Annotated in this window: 17 protein-coding genes and 1 tRNA gene; 8 read left to right on the forward strand and 10 right to left on the reverse strand. The window is 53.5% G+C overall.

The window, feature by feature from the left end:
• Positions 1-6 precede the first annotated feature (6 nt).
• From CXF87_RS22185 to CXF87_RS18220, 6 genes are all read right to left on the reverse strand, one after another.
• Positions 7-504 carry a hypothetical protein gene (locus tag CXF87_RS22185; protein WP_232774959.1) on the reverse strand — a complete coding sequence of 166 codons (498 nt, stop codon included), beginning with the start codon at positions 502-504 and terminating at the stop codon, positions 7-9.
• On the reverse strand, positions 501-5,753 hold the full coding sequence (locus CXF87_RS18205; RefSeq protein ID WP_101147666.1) for a DEAD/DEAH box helicase: 5,253 nt from the start codon (positions 5,751-5,753) through the stop codon (positions 501-503). The genes CXF87_RS22185 and CXF87_RS18205 overlap by 4 nt, the downstream gene beginning before the upstream one ends.
• A 205-nt stretch (positions 5,754-5,958) precedes the next feature.
• Positions 5,959-6,909 (reverse strand): TraI domain-containing protein, encoded by a 951-nt coding sequence (locus tag CXF87_RS18210; protein WP_101147667.1) that lies wholly within the window; start codon positions 6,907-6,909, stop codon positions 5,959-5,961.
• Complete coding sequence (locus tag CXF87_RS18215; protein ID WP_332870671.1) at positions 6,896-7,915, reverse strand: tyrosine-type recombinase/integrase; 1,020 nt, start codon at positions 7,913-7,915, stop codon at positions 6,896-6,898. Before CXF87_RS18215 ends, CXF87_RS18210 begins: the two co-directional genes overlap by 14 nt.
• The gene (locus CXF87_RS22190; protein WP_232774960.1) at positions 7,824-8,135 is read right to left on the reverse strand and encodes an Arm DNA-binding domain-containing protein; all 312 of its coding nucleotides are present in this window, start codon (positions 8,133-8,135) and stop codon (positions 7,824-7,826) included. The genes CXF87_RS18215 and CXF87_RS22190 overlap by 92 nt, the downstream gene beginning before the upstream one ends.
• On the reverse strand, positions 8,128-8,367 hold the full coding sequence (locus CXF87_RS18220; protein WP_008958743.1) for a hypothetical protein: 240 nt from the start codon (positions 8,365-8,367) through the stop codon (positions 8,128-8,130). Before CXF87_RS18220 ends, CXF87_RS22190 begins: the two co-directional genes overlap by 8 nt.
• A gap of 97 nt (positions 8,368-8,464) precedes the next feature.
• Between CXF87_RS18220 and CXF87_RS18225 the strand changes: the two genes are divergently transcribed.
• A complete protein-coding gene (locus tag CXF87_RS18225; protein ID WP_442906379.1) occupies positions 8,465-8,740 on the forward strand; it encodes a helix-turn-helix domain-containing protein in 276 nt (91 codons plus the stop codon).
• 164 nt (positions 8,741-8,904) lie between these two features.
• Here CXF87_RS18225 and CXF87_RS18230 read toward each other — a convergent pair.
• A tRNA-Met gene (locus tag CXF87_RS18230) sits at positions 8,905-8,981 on the reverse strand.
• A gap of 270 nt (positions 8,982-9,251) precedes the next feature.
• Between CXF87_RS18230 and phbB the strand changes: the two genes are divergently transcribed.
• On the forward strand, positions 9,252-9,998 hold the full coding sequence (gene phbB / locus CXF87_RS18235) for an acetoacetyl-CoA reductase (protein WP_101147669.1): 747 nt from the start codon (positions 9,252-9,254) through the stop codon (positions 9,996-9,998).
• Between the two features lie 99 nt (positions 9,999-10,097).
• On the opposite strand, the gene CXF87_RS18240 is transcribed toward phbB, so the two are convergent.
• Positions 10,098-12,914, reverse strand: coding sequence for a DUF349 domain-containing protein (locus tag CXF87_RS18240; protein ID WP_101147670.1), 2,817 nt, complete (start codon positions 12,912-12,914; stop codon positions 10,098-10,100).
• 194 nt (positions 12,915-13,108) lie between these two features.
• Between CXF87_RS18240 and minC the strand changes: the two genes are divergently transcribed.
• From minC to sbcB, 4 genes are all read left to right on the forward strand, one after another.
• Positions 13,109-13,858, forward strand: a complete 750-nt coding sequence (gene minC / locus CXF87_RS18245) for a septum site-determining protein MinC (protein WP_101147671.1) — start codon at positions 13,109-13,111, stop codon at positions 13,856-13,858.
• Positions 13,859-14,015: 157 nt separating this feature from the next.
• Positions 14,016-14,834, forward strand: coding sequence for a septum site-determining protein MinD (gene minD, locus CXF87_RS18250; protein WP_008958738.1), 819 nt, complete (start codon positions 14,016-14,018; stop codon positions 14,832-14,834).
• A complete protein-coding gene (minE, locus tag CXF87_RS18255; RefSeq protein ID WP_008958737.1) occupies positions 14,831-15,088 on the forward strand; it encodes a cell division topological specificity factor MinE in 258 nt (85 codons plus the stop codon). Before minD ends, minE begins: the two co-directional genes overlap by 4 nt.
• Before the next feature lie 106 nt (positions 15,089-15,194).
• A complete protein-coding gene (sbcB, locus tag CXF87_RS18260) occupies positions 15,195-16,688 on the forward strand; it encodes an exodeoxyribonuclease I (RefSeq protein WP_101147672.1) in 1,494 nt (497 codons plus the stop codon).
• Between the two features lie 34 nt (positions 16,689-16,722).
• Here the strand turns inward: sbcB and CXF87_RS18265 are convergent, their stop codons facing one another.
• Both CXF87_RS18265 and CXF87_RS18270 read right to left on the reverse strand, forming a co-directional pair.
• Positions 16,723-19,611, reverse strand: coding sequence for an insulinase family protein (locus tag CXF87_RS18265; protein WP_101147673.1), 2,889 nt, complete (start codon positions 19,609-19,611; stop codon positions 16,723-16,725).
• Positions 19,611-20,297: an SOS response-associated peptidase gene (locus CXF87_RS18270; protein WP_101147674.1), complete on the reverse strand. Its 687-nt coding sequence runs from the start codon at positions 20,295-20,297 to the stop codon at positions 19,611-19,613. Before CXF87_RS18270 ends, CXF87_RS18265 begins: the two co-directional genes overlap by 1 nt.
• A gap of 191 nt (positions 20,298-20,488) precedes the next feature.
• On the opposite strand from CXF87_RS18270, the gene CXF87_RS18275 reads away from it, so the two are divergent.
• Together CXF87_RS18275 and CXF87_RS18280 are read left to right on the forward strand one after the other, a co-directional pair.
• Positions 20,489-21,103, forward strand: coding sequence for a TetR/AcrR family transcriptional regulator (locus CXF87_RS18275; protein WP_101147675.1), 615 nt, complete (start codon positions 20,489-20,491; stop codon positions 21,101-21,103).
• Positions 21,100-21,765 (forward strand): 1-acyl-sn-glycerol-3-phosphate acyltransferase, encoded by a 666-nt coding sequence (locus CXF87_RS18280; protein ID WP_008958732.1) that lies wholly within the window; start codon positions 21,100-21,102, stop codon positions 21,763-21,765. Before CXF87_RS18275 ends, CXF87_RS18280 begins: the two co-directional genes overlap by 4 nt.
• Positions 21,766-21,769 lie beyond the last annotated feature (4 nt).

The raw sequence follows: 21,769 nt of genomic DNA on the forward strand, positions 1-21,769 counted from the left end.
TTCTTGTCACTGCTCGCAAAGGTGCGGCGGGCAAAGCACAGTGAAGCCTTGTATTTCGCCGCGGTCGATCAGTTCACGCAGAATGAGACCTGCTTCGATCGTTTTACCAATACCGACGTCATCCGCGATGAGCAAGCGTACTATAGGTTGGCGAAGTGCCATCAGCAAAGGCACTAGCTGGTAGGCGCGGGGTTCAAAGGCAAGATTACCGATTGCGCGGAAGGGGCCAGCACCAGCACGTAGTTTGAGAAGTAGTGAGTCGCGCAACAGTAAACCTGCTTGGCGATTACCCTCTCGCGCTTCTTCAGGAGAAGGCGGTGGGAATAATGCCGCTTCGACGTTTTCCAGTGCTGTTAGCAAGCGCACTTTGTCATCATCACCGCTACCAAGTGGGCGTAGGTAAAGGTCGGTGTCGCTGGACTCAGGGAGCACTATCCATTCACGGCCCCGCGCCTTGACAATACTGCCAGGGGTAAAATCTGTTTGTGTGACAGGCGCATTCATGACGTGCTCTCCTTAGTATTCTTATCAGAGGCAGGCATGCTGCCGAAAACATCCGGGTGTTGCGTAAAGATGGCAGGCCAGCGCTGTGTTTCTTTCGGGAAGCGGATTACCAAAAAACCAGCATCTTCGAGATCTTGCGTTTGTTGTTGATCGATCATGCTGCGCTCTGGCGTATCGTGATGAGGGCCATCGACAAAAATTAGTGCACGGCTTTCTCGGTAAGCGAAGTCCGGACGTACTCCATAGGCTTCTAACAGCGGTTGCGCTGAATCCGGCTGGCGTAGCTGATAAGTGTTCAATGCCTCAAGCCAAGCATGCTCAAGGCTGCTACCACTGGCGCGTTTTAGTCGCGCTTTCTGCTCGGCAGCTGGTTTTCCCCCGGCTCCTACGTTGAGGTCGAGGCCAGTTAGCTTGGCAAGCCACTCCAACGCGAGAGAGTCTTTGCGATCAATATTTTCATGGTCAGGCTGGTTGTAGTAGCTCAGGATGCAGCGGTAGCATCCGGCTTCGCAGCTCTCATCCGCATTAACCCATTGTTTCAGTGGTAGTGTGTGCCAGGGTTTGCTTTCATCTTCTTGCTTCCAATGCATCAGCTCCAGGGCAGTGAGAGCGACTTTTCGCCAGGCGGCGACATCGGTAGCTAGTCGCGTTAACACGCCTGCTCCCCCCTCGGCTGCTTCGTAAAACATCAGGGCATTGCGCTCATGCTGACTGGGAAGAGGTTCCGCCATCAACTCACTCTCTTCCAACTGGAAGTTGAGCTCGATACCGCGTTTTAGCGCGTATTGTAGTGTCGCTGCTGTCGTCGATGACATATCTAGGCGCGGGCGAATCACTAGGGCGTTGCGGCGGTCAGCGACATAGGGCGAAATGCGCTGACGTTGGTTGACTGGCATGTCTGCCTCTTCATCATCAGCGGCTTGTTCTTCGTCCTTGAGCCAGTTGCCGTTGATGGGGTCGATCATAAAGCCGTCTATTGCGGTATTTTTGCGCCGTTTCCACCCTAAGTTGATTCGCCAAATATGACATTGCTGGGCGTACTCCATCTCGGCGAGCACGTCATCTTGATGACGCATTTCGCTTCGTACGACTTTAAGCTGCCCATTCTCTTCGGGATATTGCAGTGTCGTGCGTAAATCATACCCCTGACGCATGCGCTCTTCTTCATCACACGTGATACGTGTCACCGGGCGAGTTGCCACATTTTCAATACGAAACAGGTTGTGGACGTGTTTCGCTTCTGCCAGTGGTGTTTGACAGGCAACGCACAAGTCCAAGTTGAGTTGTTCGCTGAAGTGGCCATAACCACAATGTGGGCAAAGGCGGACTTGCTGTTCTGGAAGCCTTGCTTCGTTAATTTGTTGTTGCTTTACAGCACCCAGAATGACGCGTTTGACACGATATTGTTGTCCTTCGTGATAGATCAGACTCAGTGGGCCAAACTCGGCAATCGCTAGAAAACGTGGGCGTGAGAGCACGCGACTTTGTGTCTCCCGGCGGTTCTTGCGTGTGCCAGGAATGAAGGCAGCCAGAGGTAAACGTGGAAAATTATAGCCAGGAAGAAAGCCTTGACCTGCCAGGTAGCGATACGTTTCAAAATCGGACTGTCGTTTGCTGTTGTCTTGTAGCAAGTTGAGCTGGATCGAGCCTTCGTCGAAGCGTCTTTTTGCGACCTCACGTTCTCGCTTGCTGCTACCAGGTTGGGTCATTAACTTAGAGGCTTCTTCAATCTGATTAAGCGTCGACGTGTAAAGCTCGCGCCATCGGTTGAAACAACCATCAAAAGCTCCCATGGCCTTGTTAAGCTGCTGTTCAGCCCAGTCAGCAGCAGCGGTTTCCAGGGGCTTATTATCTGGAAGCCATACGCCCTGAGCAGGGGCTAAATCATTTCCGATTAAGCGCATTAGCTGAGCACCCCGCTGTTGAGCGCCTTTTAGCGCTGCTGTTTTGCTTAGCGGGTTGGCATAGTCGTCTCCCAACGGCATCTCCTCTTTCGTTACATCGATGAGTTCATTGATACCGGCGGGCAGCCTAACACCGGTTTCGGCCAGCCAAGTCGCATAAAGGTGGCTGCTAACCAGCTCTTCATTGGCGAGGTCCAGCATGGGCGGTGTTACTTGGCCATGAACCATACGTCTTGGGTCACGGAAGAAATACTGGTCATGAGGGCTTTGCGCGGCACAGTAAGTCACGACTAGAGCAGGTTGGCCTGAGCGTCCTGCACGACCGCTGCGTTGTGCATAGTTGGCAGGTGTTGGCGGGACGTTGCGGAGGTAAACAGTATTCAGTGAGCTAATGTCGACACCGAGCTCCATCGTAGGTGAGCAGAACATTACGCGTAGATCACCGCTACGGAAATTCCGCTCACGCTCTTCCCGGTCCTCTGGGTCTACTTGGGCTGTGTGTTCGTGTGCCATGAACTGGAACCAGTCATGGTGTTGATGTGCGAGGCTTTGTGCCACCGCTTGGTAAAGCTCTGTGAAGTAGGGGTTTTGGCTGGTGGCTGGTGCTAATGGGTCGCGCTCTGGCTCACCAGACCCGCGACGCCAAATCAGTGCTTCCCCAATCAGCTGATAGCCGGTCAGCTCTTTATCGACATTTTCACCTTCAATCAGGCCATACTCGCACAGCGCTTTCAGTATCGAGTCGATGAAAGGAGGCCAACTTTTATCATCTAGAGGCTCAAATGGCCCGTTACCCCAGCTAGCGGGCTTTTTTAGCTCTTGGGCGAGGCGAGAACGGCTGCCAAGTGAAATTAAATCTAGTTCACGCCCTTTTGGTCGGCTGCCAGTGATAGCGTGGTTGGCTTTTGCCATATCGCGCACGTCACCTGGCTGCCATTTTTCCGTTAGATGTGTGTAGGCGGCGTTTACGAACTTCTCCTGTTCTTCCTGATCAAGATATCGCGTGCGTATACAGAGATTTTTCCGCATGACATCCAGCACTAGTTTTGTCACATGAAAACGTATTTTGGGGTCTGCTTGCGCTAGCATCGGCGGGGCATCATTCCAGAGTTCCTGGAGCTCGCTAAGTTCATCCAGGCCACCGTATTCAATTTGTAGCAGTCCTACCTGCTCTAGGTTGGGTACGGTATAGCGCCAGCCACGGCGCAAATCGTGATAAGCGCGATAACCAAGGACATTACGCATGGCTTCTTCGGCACCGCGTCTGGCATGCGGTGCACGAGCATTTGGATTAGAGAGGAAGTCAGCCCTAATAGCAGGATCTTTACTATCCAAGCCTAATGCATGAAAAACGTGCTGGGCTAGATCCTGATCTGAGAGCACGCTGTCACTGTTGTCGCCTAGCGAGGCCAAAACGCCAGCGCGTACTAGTAGAATCTGCATAAAGTCATTGAAGTGACCGGCCTGAAGCGCAGCATCCTGACGGTTATCGCTGAAACCCAAGAGCTTGCGCGCTTCGTCAGCAAGATCGTTTTCGGCGCCTAGCAAATAGCGTAGTGAAGATAGTGTCAGTGTCGTCGTCGCGGAGCTACGGCCTTCCGCTGATAGAGACCCAAGGCGCGTCCAGTCTCGACCAGCAACGTGAGATTGACCGCATGAAAGGCAAAAGCGAAAGCCGCCTGGTATATAAAAGCCTCGTTCACCACTCTGCCCTTGCGACCCATCAGGCAGAACATGTACTTCTTGTGGACGGAATTTCTTGTAGTGTGGTTTGAGCTTAGGTGGGTCTTTTTTGAAATCTAGCCAGTTTTCGGGGTAATCCTCTTCATTCCAGTGGTTCAGCATTAAGAACCCGTAAGAGGTTTCGCTGTCACCACTAGCGGTTTCCTTGATATCACGAGGTTGGAAACCAAGCGAACCTGTTTCCACGTCAACTTCATGCCAGACTGGGTAATACTCTTGACCGCAACCACGACAAAAATGCACCGTGTAAAAGCGCTTGTGGCGTTCACCAGGGACAAAGCGTTGCCCATGTAAATCCAGGCGCCGCTTTTCTGGTGCTTCAAGCGTGGCATAGAGGTTGCCAGCGCCAGAAATAAATTGGTGTAGGCGAAAAGCAAAGAGGGGTTTGTCGTTAATATCTCTTGCTTGGTAGGCAAGTAGCAGGAAGCGCGCCAAGTAGTCTTGGCAGATTGAGATCTCTATACCTGATTGTTTGCCTAAGAGCTCAGCGGCTTCGCCCAATGATTTGGGTTTGGCTCGAACCAACTCTCCTTCGTCCTTCATAACCCCAAGTGTGAGCTCAACCCAAGCGGCAATGGGATGTTCTCTAAGATACTCAAAGCTAGCATTGGCCGGTGGCGGGTTGTTAAGAGCATTTGCCAATGCTTCAGATGTTGGCATGTTTCCTGGGATTTGGCGTTGCAGGGTTTCTCCAATCACATTGCCTGGCAGAACTGTTTGGCCAAACATCTTGCTCGCTACTTCAGCAACTTTAGAGCGTCGTTCATCTCTAGTACCTTCTGTTGCCATCGTCGCGGACGTGCCAATACAAGTGAGATCCTGATTCATGCGTTCGCGCACGCGGCGAACCAGCATAGCAACATCTGCACCTTGTCTTCCGCGGTAGGTATGCAGCTCATCTAATACTAAAAATTGCAGCCCTTGAGAGTGACGAATCACGGCTTTGTCGCGCTCACTCTGCCGAGTCATCAGCAGTTCAAGCATCATATAGTTGGTGAGGATAATATCGGGCGGATCCTGCATGATCCGTTCGCGCTCCTCCTGGCTTTCCTGGCCTGTGTAGCGTGCGTAGGTCACCGGAGGCTTATCATCAGGGAAGTCAGCTAAAAATTTCTCTAGCTCTTCTCGTTGGCTATTGGCCAACGCATTCATGGGATAAATAACAATCGATCGGACTCGCGGGGTTGCGTCCTGCTCTTTGTCTTTAAGGATCGCATCTATCATTGGAATGAAGTACGCCAATGATTTGCCAGAGCCAGTGCCGGTTGTTAATACGTAGGGCTCTAGCCTTAGGCAGCAATCAACTGCCTGACGCTGATGCTTATACAATGATGCTGGTGTGCCATGGGATTTTTTGCTCTTTCCAAAGCGAAATATGTCGGCTGTAGCTGGATGTAAAACTTTTTGATTAACCAGTGTTTCGACAGTGCCTTCCGTGACATAAGCTGGGTTGATCTGAATAAGTGGTGATGGCCAGTAGTGGCCGCCGTCATACTCGCTATCTAGGAAAGTGATGATGTCTGATGCTTTGGGCTGAATGAACGACCGAGTGAAATCGCGATAATCGTTTACTAGCTGGTTCCTAAACTCGAAAACGTCCATGCACGCCCCTGTCTGCTTAAGTTTGAAAAGGCACTTCGATTAGCCTTATTTAGGAAAGCAGTCTAATGCTATCAAGAGAGGGTGTCAGCCAAGCGTTAATGTGTCACCAAATAACATGAGTGCTAGAGCTTTGGTTTAACGAAAAAGCATAAAAAAACCGCCACACGACAGCGTTGGCGGCATTAAAGTGATGGCATGTGTAGCGCTATCGAGGTTGAGGCTGCAACGCTGGTATCTCAGGCCGCCAAAAAACATTTTGACCAATACGACTGAAGCCCCAGTGGTTTTTGGAGCGAAACGCTCGTATTTGGTTATTGGCCATTGTACTTTGTCCGTCGGCATCACGGATATAACGAGCGAGTGTTATGGCTGCTTTCTGGCCGTAGCGTGCACCCGGTGACGCGCATGTCCACACATGCCGTAGCATGATAGCGAGGTCAGGCGCGTGCTTATCCAAATACGCCAGCCCATAAGCGCAGGCTTCTAAGGTAAAGGCATCGTGGCTACAGGCGGCATTCGGTTTGCCTTTAGAGTCGTAGGTGTAGGTTTTTCCAATATCATGCAATAACCCCGCGACAAAACACGTTTCCTGCATCAGGCGCGCCATAGCGGGCTCGTTAAGACGTAGCATTGCCACGGCATTGTTAGCGACGTTCAACGAATGCTCTAGCAAGCCGCCCGGGTAGGCATGGTGATAATTGACGCTGGCCGGTGCATTCAAAAAAGCTTCAAGACGATCCTTGCGTTCCAGTACCCGCGTCAAAAACGCTCGAAGGCATTCTGATTGAAGCGACTGTACAGTCGTAACTAACTTATCGAATACCTCTGGCACCGGGGAGTACACCCGTGGCAACGATTGCAGGGTAACCATAGAGGTCACTTCATTCCGGGACGCCTTGCGGAACTCATCAAGAATGAATTGGCCTGACAAACACTTCACTCCGGAAGCGGTAACAAAGTCCAGATGGCCGATGCGCTCAGGTACCGTTGTTTTGCTTAAGTTGAGCATCGCGATGTGATCCCCCATGCAATCGCTCAGCCGCAGCTTTAAGAAGGGCGTTTTCGCGTTATCAAACTCCACCACGCGTCCGGTAAGGCGGTAAGTGCCCGTGAAGGTGCGAGACAGGTGAGTTGTGACGTTATCAAGCAGTTTCATGACGCTGCTCCTTCTGGGGCTTGGTAGGCGTGGTGTTGCCTAACAAACGCTCAAAGGCTGAGCCATCCATACGGGTGGCATTGGGGACGTAACGGGAATAGACCTTGAACAGCATCTCGGTTGAACTGTGGCCTAGCATCCGGGCCACCCATTCTGGATTTTCGCCAGAAGCTAAAAAGAGTGTCGCGGCAGTATGGCGTGTTTGATAAGGACGGCGTTTGGTCAGCCCAAGAGACTTGAGTAAGGGGTACCACACGCGCTTTGTCACGTTATTGTGATCAAGCGGCTGTCCCATCTGATTGCAGAACACGTACTTACTCATGTGCCCAGTGGCGGCGTACTGCGTTTTGAGGGCGTCATACACCTGCCCGAACATGGGGATTTCTCGTTGCGATCCATCGGTCTTGGTGTATTCAGTTTCACCATTGATCAATGTTTCGCGTACTAAGATTTCCCGCTTAGCAAAATCAATGTTTTTCCACTTCAATCCATCGACTTCACCAGTACGCAGGCCGGTAAAGAACCGCACGGTGTAATAGTTGCAATAGTCTGGGCGTACATTGTCGATGATGCGTTGCACCTCGTGTAGAGAAAACGGCTCGATATGCGTCTTCTGTAGCTTTAACGGCTTGATGTTTTTGTACGGCGTCTCAAAGTCGAAACGCTCGGCCGCCTCATCGAGCACCATACGCAAAATGGACATATGGCTGTTGATCGTTTTAGGCGATACCAGCCCCGTGGCACCACGGCCCCTGCGCTTGGCTAGTTTGGTGCGGAACGCCAGGATGTCCGCCTTGGTGATATCTCCGATGTGTTTTTTCCCAAACGCTGGTTTAAGGGAGCTATCCAAGATCGAACTCACATTGCGTACGTGAGAGGCACGCCATTGGATTTTGCTCTCGTCGAACCACTGATCAGAAAAATCGTTGAGAGAGTGGTGTCTCCACAGCCGGTTGAGTGTTCTCGATCTGTGCAGGTTGAAGAGTTTGGTTTTTAGCGGGGTTATTTAACCCCAGCCTCTGCAAATTTTTACTGCCAGGGAAAAACTCAGCATAGTCGAGATCATCTAGCAAAATCTTTGCTTCTACCTTTGCCAGTAATTGCTCCACTTTTTTTCTGTTAGTAGGCGTGTCTTTCAGTGCAGTTTGCTCACGTAGCCGCAGGCCTTGGTAGAAAAAATCCAGATAGAGCTTACCCGTCTCTTTTCGTTGGCGAACCTTACCCATGGCTATAGCCTCCATTTGCCATCGGAATCGAAATGTTGCCATGAGCGGCTTTCAGCATTTCTTTTTCAACGGCTTCCCACAAGAACAAAATTTTCCGTCGGCCAAATGGCTTGATGTAGTGGGTGCCCTCGATAAGGACGCTGTCTTTTAGCTGCTGTCGGATAGTACGGCAGTCGTACTTGATGCGCTGGGCAAGCTCTTCGGTCGTGAGATAGGTATAAGATGAATCCATCGAAAACCTCCAGAAGGAGTGGTATTCTGTGTGACTAAAAGACATTCCAAATATCAGAATGCCATCTTGAATGACATTTTAGACAGCAAAATACCATTTGCAAGCATTTTTTGCCATTCAGGATGACAAAAAGCATTTACAGGAGATTTTGATGGTTCGTTGTCATCTCGCGCGCTTGATGGGTGAGCACAAAATGAAGATCGTGGATGTTGCGCGTGCAACAGGTCTTAACCGCAATACTGTTACGCTTCTTTATAAAGAAACCGCTCAGCGAATCGAGCTGGATGCACTGGATAAGCTATGCAAGCTTTTCAGTTGTGAAGTGGGTGATTTGCTAGAAATTCAAAAAAACCATGAGAAAAATGAGAGTTGATTAATACTGCCAGTAGTTGACTGAAGGTCGCAAGAATAAATTACGCACGTAAGCAACTGAGCGAATGTGTCACATATACGTCACAGATGTGTCACAGGAAGTTTGCAGACGAACAGAAACAAAAAAGGCAGACCAGTAAGTAACTGATCTGCCTTTCAAAATATTGGTAGCGGGGACCGGATTTGAACCGATGACCTTCGGGTTATGAGCCCGACGAGCTACCAGACTGCTCCACCCCGCATCAACGTGTGGCGTATTCTACAGAGATTTCTCATGAAGTCAATAAGGGGATTAACACGTTCGGCTTATGGCAGTAGCGAGCATCCTGCTGCAACATGAAAGGAGTGCAGCTATGCTTAGGTAGCTATAACAAAAAGCTTACGTTGGTGCATTGCTCAAGCCAGTAATGCACTAGGGTAATACAAGCGCAACCGCGCTTATTCACAATGGCTTGTGATACAAACTATATGCTTTTAGACCCAAGCCGTTTGTCATTTCAGGGAGGTAGTCAATGGCCAATCAAGCCCCCGTCGCCTGGGTAACTGGTGGAACTGGTGGTATCGGTACGGCAATTTGTCGTTCGTTGGCAGATGCGGGATATTTGGTCGTCGCGGGTTACCACAACCCCGATAAGGCCAAAACCTGGCTAGAAACGCGGCGTGCTGACGGCTATAACAATATCGAATTGTCCGGTGTCGACCTTTCTGACCACAACGCCTGCCTGGAAGGTGCACGCGAAATTCATGACAAGTATGGCCCTATCAGTGTGCTAGTGAACTGTGCGGGGATTACCCGTGATGGCACCCTGAAGAAAATGTCTTACGAGCAGTGGTACGAAGTGCTCGATACTAACCTCAACAGTGTTTTTAACACCTGCCGTAGTGTTATTGAGATGATGCTTGAGAATGGCTATGGCCGGATCATCAATATTTCATCCATCAATGGCCGTAAGGGGCAGTTTGGTCAGGTGAACTACGCGGCAGCGAAAGCCGGCATGCACGGCTTGACCATGTCGCTGGCACAGGAAACGGCGACCAAGGGGATTACGGTTAATACTGTATCGCCTGGTTATATCGCTACCGATATGATCATGAATATTCCAGAAAAAGTGCGTGAAGCCATTCGGGAAACAATCCCAGTGAAGCGCTATGGCAAGCCAGAAGAGATTGGCCGCTTGGTCACTTTCTTAGCCGACAAGGAATCAGGATTTATTACCGGTGCTAACATCGATATCAACGGCGGTCAGTTTATGGGCTAGTGGTTCGCCATCGGCTGATAAACACTAGCTCCTTTACTCAGAGGAGAACGCAAACGGGAGGCGCTCAGCCTCCCGTTGTTATTGATATTTCGTCATTTGTTAAGGCAGGGGAATTCTTGCCAAGCGGCTTAGCAGGTTATCCAGCTCTTCTACTTCTTCAGCCCATAGTGCGGCAGGCATCGGTCCCAGTGCCAAAAGCGCGGCTAGAATATCGGTGACTTCTTCATCACGACTGCGCTCCTGGCTGAAGCCCTCGTTCAAGCGTTCTACCTGGATGGCTAGCCGCAGTGGCTCATCGCTTTGCCGCACGCTACCAACGGCCAGCATAGAGAGATGTACTCTCAATCGGGCGAGAGACTCCGCCAGCTTGGCATAGTCATTATCAGATAACGGCACTGCTACACGATGGCGCTGCTGATTGCGGATGGCGTGTGCCTCTTTAAAGGCCGCCGGAAGGGGGGCGCTGAGTAACTCTTGCGCATCTACCTCGTTGGGAGTTCCCTCACTCAGGTAATTCTGGTCGGCGGTCAAGTGAGCATTCACTAGCGGCATAATGGTGTGCCACTGCTGAACCGTATTGACGACGGCGAGCCGATTTAAGCGTTCGCGACGTGCCCGCACAATGCCGCTCATGCGCCGCTGCATGCCCTCGCTGCGACGATTGCGTGGCAGCGGCTCGAGCTGGTTGGCCTGGTTTAGAAAGTTATCCAATGTGGCGGCTTCGCTGGCCTCAATGGGCTGCCAGCTATCCATTTGATTGATGAGCGCTTGCATCTCATCAAGCTGCTGTTGTTGGCGTGCCGCTTGCTCATTTTTATGCGCATCGCGCTGGGCAAAAAGCTGGTCGCACTCATGCCGAAAGGTTTGCCACAACGTTTGCTCTTCGCCTTTGGGGGCTCGCCCGAGCGCTCGCCACTGCTGTTGTAGCTGCTTGGTGTGGTGAATGCGTTGTGCCAACGGTTGGCTGTCATCACTGCGCAGTGCAGTTACCTGACTGATCAGCTCCCGTTTCTGTGAGGCGATCGTATCGGCACGCTGATCAATTAGCGCCTGTAGCTGATGACGAATAGTACCAAAGCGACGACCAACGGCTTCTGAGCGGTCACGAGGCACTGGGCTGTAGTGACGCCATTGGTGGCGTGCCTTGTCGCGAATTTGCCGCAGTACATCGGGGTCGGCGTTTTCAGCTGGCTGGGCCAGCAAGCTTTCGAGTTGATCGCATAGCGCTTCGCGGGCTTGAAGGTTGAGTTCGCGCTCCTTGCTGAGCTGATCCCGCCAAGGAGCGAGGCGCTCATGAATACGGTCCGAGGCGCTGCGAAAACGAGCAGACTGTTCGCGGTTGGCCGCTGCATCACCTAGTGATTTCCACTCTTTAACCAACTGACGATGGTGACGGTCAAGCGCTTCTTCCGCCATATGCTGATCGTTGGCTAGCGCTTCAATGCTGGCGCAGAGCTGCTCACGCTTTGGTCCGGCGACAAATCCACGCCAATCGCGTAACTCCGCTAGCCGTGCTGCTAAGTGCTTCAAGCGAGTTTTGAGCGGTTGAGCGGCAGCGCTTTCTAGCCCTTCGATACGAGGTTTAAGCTGCTGGTGTAGGCGGCTGGCGCTTTTGAAGGCGCCACGTTCTAGCAAGTGTTCAAAGGAGTCGAGTTCGCCCGCATAGGTCGTGAGTGTGGCTTGATCTTCCGCCGGAGGCGATGGGGCGGTAGTTTCGTCGCTAAGTACCGCATGGGCACGGCCCAGTAGCGCGGGGGGCGTTAACGTGTCGGGCCATTGGCACTCGCTAACCTGTGCCGCCAAGGTGGCGTGGTCACCATTAGCCAGCGCTGTTTCCATATTGGCGCTAACCACGCACCAGCGTTGCCAAGCTTCCAGGCATTGATCGTAGTGTTGAATCGCTACTGTATAACGCTGGCGTATAGCGTCGCTCGGCGGATGCATATCGGAAAGCGTTTGCCAGCGTTGGCCGAGTAGCTGGCGCTGAGCGCGCAGGCTGTCTATGTCCTGTACGGTCATGGCAGACGCGTGACGTAGGCCGTCGAGGGTTTCTTCAATTCCTTCAAGTAACTGTTCGCGCGTGTTTTCGGCTTCGTCGCGGCGCTCTGCGCTCTGTTGGCGAGCCTGCTCTTGAGTCTCATGATCGTGTAATGTTTTGCGGCAATTGAGCAGCGCCTGGTGAAAACGCTGCTCCTGCTCAACGCTTGGCGGTTGAGTGAGTTGTTCCCATTGCCGTTCAAGATGCCGGAAACGGCCGCCGTAAAGCGGCTCCCACGGTGCGCGGGCATGCTGTTCCAGTTGGCTAAGCAGTGTTTCACGCTGCTGTGCTTCAGCTTCTAGCCACTGCGCATCGCTACGTAAGCGGTTAAGGCGTTCCCGCGCTAAACGAACCACTTGGCGGTCACGGCGTGCTTCTTTCAATAAGCGTTTGAGTCCCTCTTCATCCTCAATGCGCTCAGCAGCCTGGTGACGAACCGCGGCCACGCCGTTATGGCAGGCCTGATGTATCAGGTCGTTCTCATCAGTAAGCTTGCTCAATGCCATTAAGCGTAATGTTAGATTGTCGGCCTGTAAGGCCACCGCGTTTAACGCTCGCGGCTCTTCAACAAGCTCAACCAGCGCTTGACGCTGCTGCAGGTCGGTATGGCCTTCACGCCCGCTTAGCCGTTGGCAAACCGCATTGAACCAGGCTTCATTTTGCTGATGATGCGGATAAGCATCGACTAAGCCTGCGCAGTCATCCAACGCCAGCAGCGCAGCAAGGCGTATCTGGCTATCGGGATCTTGAGAGAGCGACTGCAGCGCCTGGCGCTGTTCTGATTGTTCAGGGTCGAGTCGCTGGAGGGCCTGACGACGTACTTCGGGGTCGGGATGCTGCCACCGAGGTGCGAACAGGCGTCTTAACAGTCCGTGCATGGATCATCCTGCTGGTGCGTAGCGTGAAAAAAATCGTTAGTCAGCAATGCGGCGGTTGCAGTCACCGGCGCTGTCGCTTAGCTTGGCCTTACTATCTTGTAATAAGCATGGTGTGGTAAGCGACTATTTTCTAGACCACAATGCATGATAGTACGCTACCTTTATCTTATCTGAACATGACAGGGAGTTCGGCCATGAGCCTTAACGTGGATAGTGCCGCAGTGGCCTTTACCTTCAAAGGCGGCATGCTGCCGATGACCGTCATGGAGCTAAGTAGCGCTGACCCGGAACGAATCCGGCAGCAGTTGGCTGGCAAACTTTCCCAATCGCCTGCTTTCTTTCAGCATACACCGGTTGTGCTCAGCGTGGAAAAGCTAGATGAACCGCACTTAGCCCTTGAGCGTATTTGCGCCGTGTGCCGCGACCATAAGTTGTTGCCGGTAGCAGTGCGCGGTGGCGCTGAGCCTGTGCGTCAGTCGGCCTGGGCGCTGGGGCTGGGTTGGTTCCCGCCGGTTGAAGAGGGGCGCCCGCGGGTACTCGAAAGCGTTAACAGTTCCGCTGAGCAGGAAGTCAGCCGTGAAGAGGCTCCCATAAGCGACGTGGACGCTCCTGCACTTGCCACTCGCTTATACCGTGGCACCGTTCGCTCGGGGCAGCAGGTTAGTGCTTCTGAGGGGGATTTGGTCGTGATTGGTGCGGTAAATGCGGGGGCGGAAGTATTAGCGGCTGGCAGTATTCATGTGTACGGTGCGCTGCGTGGCCGTGCTCTAGCGGGTATCCATGGCAATACCAAAGCGGGTATTTACTGCCGTGAGTTGGAAGCCGAGTTGCTGTCAGTGGCAGGCAATTACAAACGTTCCGAAGATATTGATGCACAGCTTCTGGGCCGTCCCACAGAAGTTCACTTTACAAAAGAACAGCTTGAAATTAAGCCATTAGGCTAATGTATTGGTATGAGGCTGCGTTGGTGTTTCATGACTAGCGACGCCGAAGACGCTATCCGTTACAGTATGGCTTGTTGATGACATTGACGTTCCCGTTATGCGCAGAGCGGCAAATGACTCGCGCTCGCGAAGAACGACTTCAAGAAGGAAGTGACTCTTGGCCAAGATAATTGTAGTGACCTCTGGTAAAGGAGGGGTCGGCAAAACCACCAGTGCGGCGGCAATTTCCACAGGGCTTGCGCTGCGCGGTAAAAAAACCGTCGTCATCGATTTTGATGTAGGTCTGCGTAATCTTGATCTCATCATGGGCTGTGAACGGCGTGTGGTATATGACTTAGTCAACGTGATTCAAGGCGAAGCGGGGCTTAATCAAGCGCTGATTCGTGATAAACGCGTCGAAAATTTGTTTATTTTGCCGGCTTCTCAAACCCGCGATAAAGATGCCCTGACCCAGGAAGGCGTCGCGGAAATTCTCGAGAAGTTGAAAGAAGACTTCGATTACATTCTTTGCGATTCACCCGCCGGTATTGAGCGTGGTGCTCAGTTGGCGATGTATTTTGCCGATGAAGCCATCGTGGTTACCAACCCTGAAGTATCGTCAGTGCGCGATTCTGACCGTATTTTAGGGCTGCTTGCCTCTAAAACCCGGCGTGCGGAGCAGGGCGAAGACCCTATCAAGGAGCACCTGCTGGTTACCCGTTATAACCCGGAACGCGTTACCTCCGGCGACATGCTGACGCTGGACGATATCCGTGAAATTCTGGCGATCAACCTGTTGGGCTTGATTCCTGAGTCAGAAGCCGTACTGCGTGCTTCCAACCAGGGCGTGCCAGTGACTCACGATATCGCGAGTGACGCGGGCCAAGCCTATAGCGACACCGTATCTCGCCTGCTCGGTGAAGACATGCCGCTGCGTTTCCACGAAATGCAACGTAAAAGCCTGCTGAGCCGCATGTTCGGGGGAGGTCGTCGATGAAACTGCTGGAGTTCTTGAAGCGTGAGCGCAGGAAATCCGCCTCGGTAGCCAAAGAACGTTTGCAAATTATTGTGGCGCATCAGCGTAGCCAGCGCGGTCAGCCCGACTATATGCCGCTGCTTGAGCGCGAACTGCTTGAAGTAATTCGCCGTTACGTGCATGTAGATGACGATGCCATTCAGATTTCATTGGATAGCGAAGACAACTGCTCCGTGCTGGAGCTAAACGTTACGCTTCCCAAGAGCGGATCTTGACTTGAGAGCGAGTATTAAGCGCTAGATCAAAGCGCGTAAGACGCGGCGAAAGGGGTGGCGGGTGTGCTACGCTTGGGCTTTTCATTGCCCAGCGGAGTGTTTGTTCATGGCGCCACCCAATGCTGCCCCTGCCAGTTTTCTCTGGCATGATTATGAAACCTTCGGGGCTGACCCGCGTCGCGATCGCCCAGCCCAGTTCGCAGCCCTGCGCACTGATGCCGAATTGAACGAGATCGGCGACCCGATTGAGCTCTACTGCAAACCGGCCGATGACTATTTACCGCAACCCGCCGCCTGTTTAATCACCGGTATCACTCCTCAAAAAGCCCAACGCCATGGCTTGCCTGAAGCAGAGTTCGCGGGCGAAATTCAGCGCCATATGAGCGAGCCAGGCACCTGCGTAGTCGGCTACAACAGCCTGCGCTTTGATGACGAAGTGTCCCGTCACCTGTTTTATCGCAACCTGCTCGACCCTTATTCCCGTGAGTGGCAAAACGGCAATTCCCGCTGGGATTTGATTGATGTGGTTCGCGCTTTTTATGCGTTGCGGCCTACCGGCATCGAGTGGCCACTGCGCGAAGATGGCGCGCCCAGCTTTAAGCTTGAGCACTTAACGGCAGCGAACGGTATTGCCCATGAAGGGGCTCATGACGCAGTGGCCGATGTGCGCGCAACAATCGCCTTGGCGCGTCTTCTCAAAGCACGCAATGCGAAACTGTTTGATTACTTGCTCGGCCTGCGCGGTAAGCGCGCGGTGGCTAAACAGCTCGACTTGCCCAATGCCAAACCGCTGCTACATATTTCCCGTCGTTATCCTGCTAGCCGTGGCTGCAGCGCCTTGGTGATGCCGTTGGCTGAACACCCGACCAACCCCAACGGGGTCATCGTTTACGACTTAAGCGTTGATCCTAGCGATATGCTCAGTATGTCGGTAGAACAGATTCGTGACCGTGTGTTTGTTAGCCAGCAAGATTTGGCAGAAGGCGATGTACGCATTCCGCTGAAAGTGATTCATATCAACCGCTGCCCGGTGGTCTTGCCTGCCAGTGCTTTAAAAGATGTCGATGGGCCGCAAAAGGGTGAGTATGGCTCTATCGTTGAACGTTTAGGCTTGGATGTGACGGCTTGTCGGCAGCATTGGAAAACCCTGCGTGATGCCAGCGGCGTGGCTGAAAAGGTCGCAGAGGTATTTAACGCAGGCTATGAAGATGCGCCACAAGACCCGGATCTAATGCTCTATTCAGGCAGCTTCTTTTCCGCCGCTGACCGCCAGCAGATGGAGCGTGTGCGTGAAATGGAGCCGTGGGACTTGGTGGGGCAGCGTTTTGCATTTCAAGATCCACGCTTGGAAGAAATGCTGTTTCGCTTTCGTGCGCGCAGCTACCCCGACACCTTGGAAGGCGAGGAGCGTGAGCAGTGGGATGCGTATCGCTGGATGCGCATTAATGACCCTGCGCTAGCGGGTTTTACGTTAAAGGCGTTTGCGCGAGAGATCGCTCAGTACAATCAGCAAACGCTCACTGATCGCGAGCGGCAGATTCTGGAAGAACTAGTCATGTTCGTGGAAGCTATGATGCCGGCTCAGGCGTTTGATGCCTGAGCCGCTATCAATAACGAGTCGTTACGATTAAATGTTACGGGGCGGCTTGCTGTTCACGCACGTTGGGCAATGGTGAGCGGGCCTCCCGATAATCGCTGACATCGCTGGGTTCATCGCCTGGATTAAAACGCACCTCTAGCATGTGTTCGCGTAGCGATGGCCAAAGGGCCTTGATGTCATCAAGGCTAACGTTAAGCACTAAATCCGCCAGTTGGTCGCGGCGGTCAAAGCGCACGTCTTCCAGGGCCGTTGCCTGCCAGTAGCGGTTGGCCATTCCTGATAAGCTAGTGTCGCGCTGGCGCAACTGGTCGTGAACTGCTTGGCGGTGAGGCGCTAACGCTTCGTCGCTTAACTGATCGAGACGCTGGCCAGCGTCCTCAAGAAACGCATCCATCCGCTCGGCAATCGTATCGCTGTCGGCATCTGGCGATTGCACCACTAACGCAATGCCTGGTGCTTCTAGAAGGGGCGAATAGCGAGCGTTAACGATGTAGCCGAGTTGCTGTTCAGTACGCAGCTGCTGGTAGAACGGCGTATCCAGCCACTGAGCAATCACGCTGGTCGTTGCTTGCTCTTCAGGGGTTTGGTCACGAGCTTGCAGGTAGCGCAGCACCAACGATTCATCTCGCGAGCTATGAGGGTGTAGCACGGTGTGCTCTTCATTTACCGCCAGTGGGGTTAGGTTGGGTATCTCCTCGCGGGTTAAACGTGGGCGTAGCTCAGCGCGTATCAGCTCTGCTTGTTCCCGAGCCAGCTCGGCATCAAGATTGCCGACTGCCATGGCATCGACATAGAGGTCATCCAGAAAACGTTGGCGAAAATCCTCTAGGTGGTGACGCTCAAAGCGTTCGCTGGCGGCGAGCAGTTCAGCAGTGGACCACTGCGGTGTGAGCAAGGCTTCGCCCAGTGTTCGGCTGGCTTGTCCATACAGCGATGACTGAGGGGCATTGCGCCATTCACGCTGCAGCTGGTAACGCACACGCTCAAAAGCGCCGTCGTCAATCTCTGCATTTTTAAGCTGCTCAATCGCCTGTTCGATCAGGGGCGTTTGCCCATCCCGCCAGCCTGAGAATGAGAGCGTCATGCCACGGGAGTGCGGGTAAGCGCTAAACGATTGGCCTGCCAGCCACGCCGGGTAGAGAGATTCATTCAGGCTATCGTTAAGCCAGCTGGCGAGCAGCCGGGTAAGCACCGCTTCGTGGGCGGAGTAGCTGGCGGTTGGATTTTGCAGGCTGACACGCCACTCGACGCTGGGGGTATTAAAGCGCGCAGCCTGCATGTGCCAGGCGGTAAACGATGGCGTATCGATTAGCAGGCTAGGGTGATCATCCTGTCCTTCCAGCAAGGTTAAATCATTGGCGATAAAGGGGTTGGGGCCGGGCAGTGCTAAGCCGCTTAAGGCTTGACCCGGCTGGTCGGGTGTTTGCTCGCGCCACTCAGTGTTAAACCAGGGGGATACAGTATCGCTCTCTACGTCCGGCGCTGAGTAGAAGCGCAGCATATTATCCGCCGTTAGTGCGTCCAGGTACTCTTGTTGACGCTCGACATCAGGGCCATCCATGCGGTAAGCCGCGTACTGCACATCTTCTACCGGGTAGCGCGATAGGTTCATGGAGAGGCGCGTCGCTTCCTGCTGAGGTGCGCCATGCTGCTGGAAACGGAACCCCTGCTCGTTAAGATCTGCCTGCTCCTCGTAGCGCCACTCGGCGAGACCGTCGTTACGCAGTTGCTCAATGGCCGCCAACAGGGTGGCTTCAATATCGTCCAGGCGCTCGGCGCCCGCCGGGGTCAGGCTGATGGAAACAGTGAACAGTGCCTCGTTTCCGTCGCCCCGGCCAACGCCAGCGGAAAGACCGTCGGCAAGCCCTGCATCGCGCAGTACCGCCAGCAAGCTGCCATCGCCTTCATCGCCGAGTAAGTGGGCGATCAGTTGTGTTGGCTTTGTACGGTAGTCGTCGGTGGGGTCGGGCACTGGGAAGTAGAAGCGTAGCTGGCGTCGGTTTTGCAGCGATTGGCGTTCGATATAGCGGGGCAGGGTATCTGCCTCCACTAATGGCGCTTCTATGGTCGGCACACTCAAGTCGTTGTCGGGAATAGCGGCAAAGCGTTCAACGACCCACTCTTCCAGCTGATCCAGTGGTTGGGGCGCGACAATGGCCAGATTCATGACATTGGCGTCGTAATGCCGGTGATAAAAGTCAATCACTCGCTCGCGCAGAGGTGTTTCGCCCTCAGGTGGGCTGGCTAATGTCTCGCGGCTACCGACGGCAAAGCCGGTGGTGGGATTATCAGGATTGAGTAGCTGATTGAGGACATCGTTTTCACGCCGCGATTCGTCACGGATCCGCGCCATGTACTCCGAGTGAACAATATTGCGCTCGCTTTCCAGGTGGTCCGCATTGAACAGCGGTGAAAGGAAAAACTCGCTGAAGCGGTCAAGCGCGCCCTGCAGTGCCGATGGCTCAATATCAAAGAAGTAGTTGGTGTCCTGCTGCGCGGTAAAGGCGTTATGAGAACCGGCGTTATTGGAGATGTAGCGCTGGTAGCCGTCGGATTCTGGATACGGTTCGGTGCCTAAAAACAGCATATGCTCCAGAAAGTGTGCCAAGCCCTGAAGATCATCAGGGTCTTGCGCGCTGCCCACACGGACGTTCATTGACGCTGCTGCTTTATCTGCCTCGGGGTCGCTGACCAATAGCACATTGAGACCATTTTCAAGCGTCAATACGCGGTAGTCGCGGCTGTCATAAGGACTGGTGATCGGGATGACTGTTTCTTTAACAGCGTCCACTGCGTCCGTGTCAGCAACGGCCTCAGTGTCGGCGGCTAACGCAAGCGGCGCTACCCATAGGCTTATGATGACACCGAGCAGTGCACGCTGAGGCAGGTGATGCCAGTGCTTGAAACAAGGGGATTGCAACATTACAGCTCCTGAGACACAGCCCAGCGCAGCATCGACCCGGTGGGGTGGGCACAAGCCGATGACTGATAGGCGGGATTATTGACATATTTAGATACCGGAAAAGCGCCCAACAGTTCCAAAGGGGCGGGCGCTAGTAGTGAATTAAGCGTTTCAGTATCGGTATCGGGGTTGAGCCAAGTGGATAGCGCATGATTGGGAATGACCACTGGCAGGCGATCCGTTAGTGGTGATAGCAGAATATTAGCGGGCACGGTAATCAAGGCAGTGGAGTCGGTGAACGCCGTTAAGGTAGTGTGATAGCGGCACCACAAAGCGCCTAACAGTAGCGGTGCCCGGGACACCTGAGTCACTAAAAAAGGCTGTTTGCTGCGTGGCTGGGTTTTCCATACATAAAAACCGCTCACCGGAATAACGCAGCGGCGTGCGCTGAAAGCATCGCGAAACATTGCACGTGATTCCAGGGTTTCAGAGCGGGCGCAATGCGGTGCGTGATCCAGCACTTCCAGCCAGGGTGGTGTCAGCCCCCAGAAAACCGACGAGAGCCGATACTGGCCCTGCTCAAGGCGAATCGCCGAAATGGGCCGTCGAGGTGCTAGGTTCGGGGATTCAATCAGCGGATCCTGGAGTCCAAGCGATGGCAATAAACGGGTTAGCGGTAAGTTTTGCACATGCAGTCGTCCCGTCATACCTATCTCCTTAAGCAAAATCGTCGTGGAAGTGGTCTTAGATGTGAGGGACTTCGCGCAATTAAGCACGAATTGTAGTGTTTTAGTGTCGAAAACAGTGTTCGATGTAAGGTATCCTATAGTAACCCTTACTCCCGCTAAAGTGCAGTGAGGCATTCCTCCTCGTTTGCCGTTGACCTTAAGAGATCGCCATGGCCCGTCCTAGACAGCATGCGCCCGATGCCCTCCATTCGCAGGTCATGCACGCTTGTGATGAGTGGTTGGCTGAGCAGCCAGTCCATGGTCTTTCACTGCGTGCTCTGGCCAGGGAAGTTGGCTGCGCCCCCAGCACGCTACTCAAACTATATGGCAGCTTCAATAACTTGTTGCAGCACGTCAATGTGGAAACGCTGGCGCGCTTGCAGCACACCATTACTAGCTTAGTGGATGATGAGCCTGAGCCATGGTTACGTTCGCTAGCCCGTGCCTACTGGCTTTTCGCTGAACAAGACTGCTACCGCTGGCAATTACTTTTCGATTACCCGTTAGCAAAAGAGGGTGAGCTTGATCAGCGCCAGAGCGATTTGATTGAAGCGCTGTTTACGCAGGTGGAAGCATCGCTCAAATCCTATCAGCCTGCGTTGGATGACCTTGAAGCGCGTCGATTGGGGCGCACTCTGTGGGGCAGCGTACACGGACTCGTTCAGCTTGGCCTTAATGAGCGCTTGGGCTACTGGCAGGGGCAGCAGTTAAAAGTGGACGAGTTGCTCGACCAGCTGATGAGCACCATTCTGGCTGGCTTACGCCACCGTGAGGCGGCAACGTGACGGGGTGGGTCAATGTGACTCGCCAGGTGCTGCGCTGGCTGATTTTTATCTCCATGCGCCTTTGCTACCGGCTGCAGGTTCATGGGCGCCACCATATTCCCAAACACGGCGCGGCGCTGGTGGTGTGTAACCACGTAAGCTTTATGGATGCCTTAGTGCTCGGCGGTGCTAGCCCTCGGCCACTGCGCTTTGTTATGGATCAGCCGATTTTTGATTCCCCTTGGCTGAAGTGGTGGTTCCAGCTGGTTGGCGCTATTCCGATTGAGTCTGAGCGCCGCAGCCCCGGCGCGCTTAGGCGCGCTTTGGATGACGTGAGCGCAGCCCTTCGTCAGGGTCAGGTCGTGATGGTATTTCCTGAAGGTCGATTGACCCCCGATGGTGAGATTCACGCTTTTCGCCGTGGCTTGGAGACAATCCTGGCGCGGGACGATGTGCCGGTAATCCCTGCTGGATTGGCGGGTCTATGGGGTTCCTGGACGTCTCACCATGGTGGTAAGGCGCTGAAGAAATACCCCAAGCGGTTTCGTGCGCCGGTCAGCTTGCACTTTGGCCCACCGCTCAATCGCCTGGATGCTGATGATATGGCGCTGCGGCGGTTTCTAGAGGCAAGGGTAAGGGCGTTAAAAGCGGCAGCTGACCAGGATCTTGCCAACCGTCATTAACACT

Origin of the sequence: Halomonas sp. MES3-P3E (assembly GCF_002836035.1) — a bacterium.
In the GTDB taxonomy this organism is placed as follows: Bacteria; Pseudomonadota; Gammaproteobacteria; order Pseudomonadales; family Halomonadaceae; genus Vreelandella; species Vreelandella arctica.

Coding starts and splice junctions, on each gene's coding strand:
- CXF87_RS22185 (WP_232774959.1), bottom strand. CDS start 504: ATGAATGCGCCTGTCACACAAACAGATTTTACCCCTGGCAGTATTGTC.
- CXF87_RS18205 (WP_101147666.1), bottom strand. CDS start 5,753: ATGGACGTTTTCGAGTTTAGGAACCAGCTAGTAAACGATTATCGCGAT.
- CXF87_RS18210 (WP_101147667.1), bottom strand. CDS start 6,909: ATGAAACTGCTTGATAACGTCACAACTCACCTGTCTCGCACCTTCACG.
- CXF87_RS22190 (WP_232774960.1), bottom strand. CDS start 8,135: ATGGGTAAGGTTCGCCAACGAAAAGAGACGGGTAAGCTCTATCTGGAT.
- CXF87_RS18220 (WP_008958743.1), bottom strand. CDS start 8,367: ATGGATTCATCTTATACCTATCTCACGACCGAAGAGCTTGCCCAGCGC.
- phbB (WP_101147669.1), top strand. CDS start 9,252: ATGGCCAATCAAGCCCCCGTCGCCTGGGTAACTGGTGGAACTGGTGGT.
- CXF87_RS18240 (WP_101147670.1), bottom strand. CDS start 12,914: ATGCACGGACTGTTAAGACGCCTGTTCGCACCTCGGTGGCAGCATCCC.
- minC (WP_101147671.1), top strand. CDS start 13,109: ATGAGCCTTAACGTGGATAGTGCCGCAGTGGCCTTTACCTTCAAAGGC.
- minE (WP_008958737.1), top strand. CDS start 14,831: ATGAAACTGCTGGAGTTCTTGAAGCGTGAGCGCAGGAAATCCGCCTCG.
- sbcB (WP_101147672.1), top strand. CDS start 15,195: ATGGCGCCACCCAATGCTGCCCCTGCCAGTTTTCTCTGGCATGATTAT.
- CXF87_RS18265 (WP_101147673.1), bottom strand. CDS start 19,611: ATGTTGCAATCCCCTTGTTTCAAGCACTGGCATCACCTGCCTCAGCGT.
- CXF87_RS18270 (WP_101147674.1), bottom strand. CDS start 20,297: ATGACGGGACGACTGCATGTGCAAAACTTACCGCTAACCCGTTTATTG.
- CXF87_RS18275 (WP_101147675.1), top strand. CDS start 20,489: ATGGCCCGTCCTAGACAGCATGCGCCCGATGCCCTCCATTCGCAGGTC.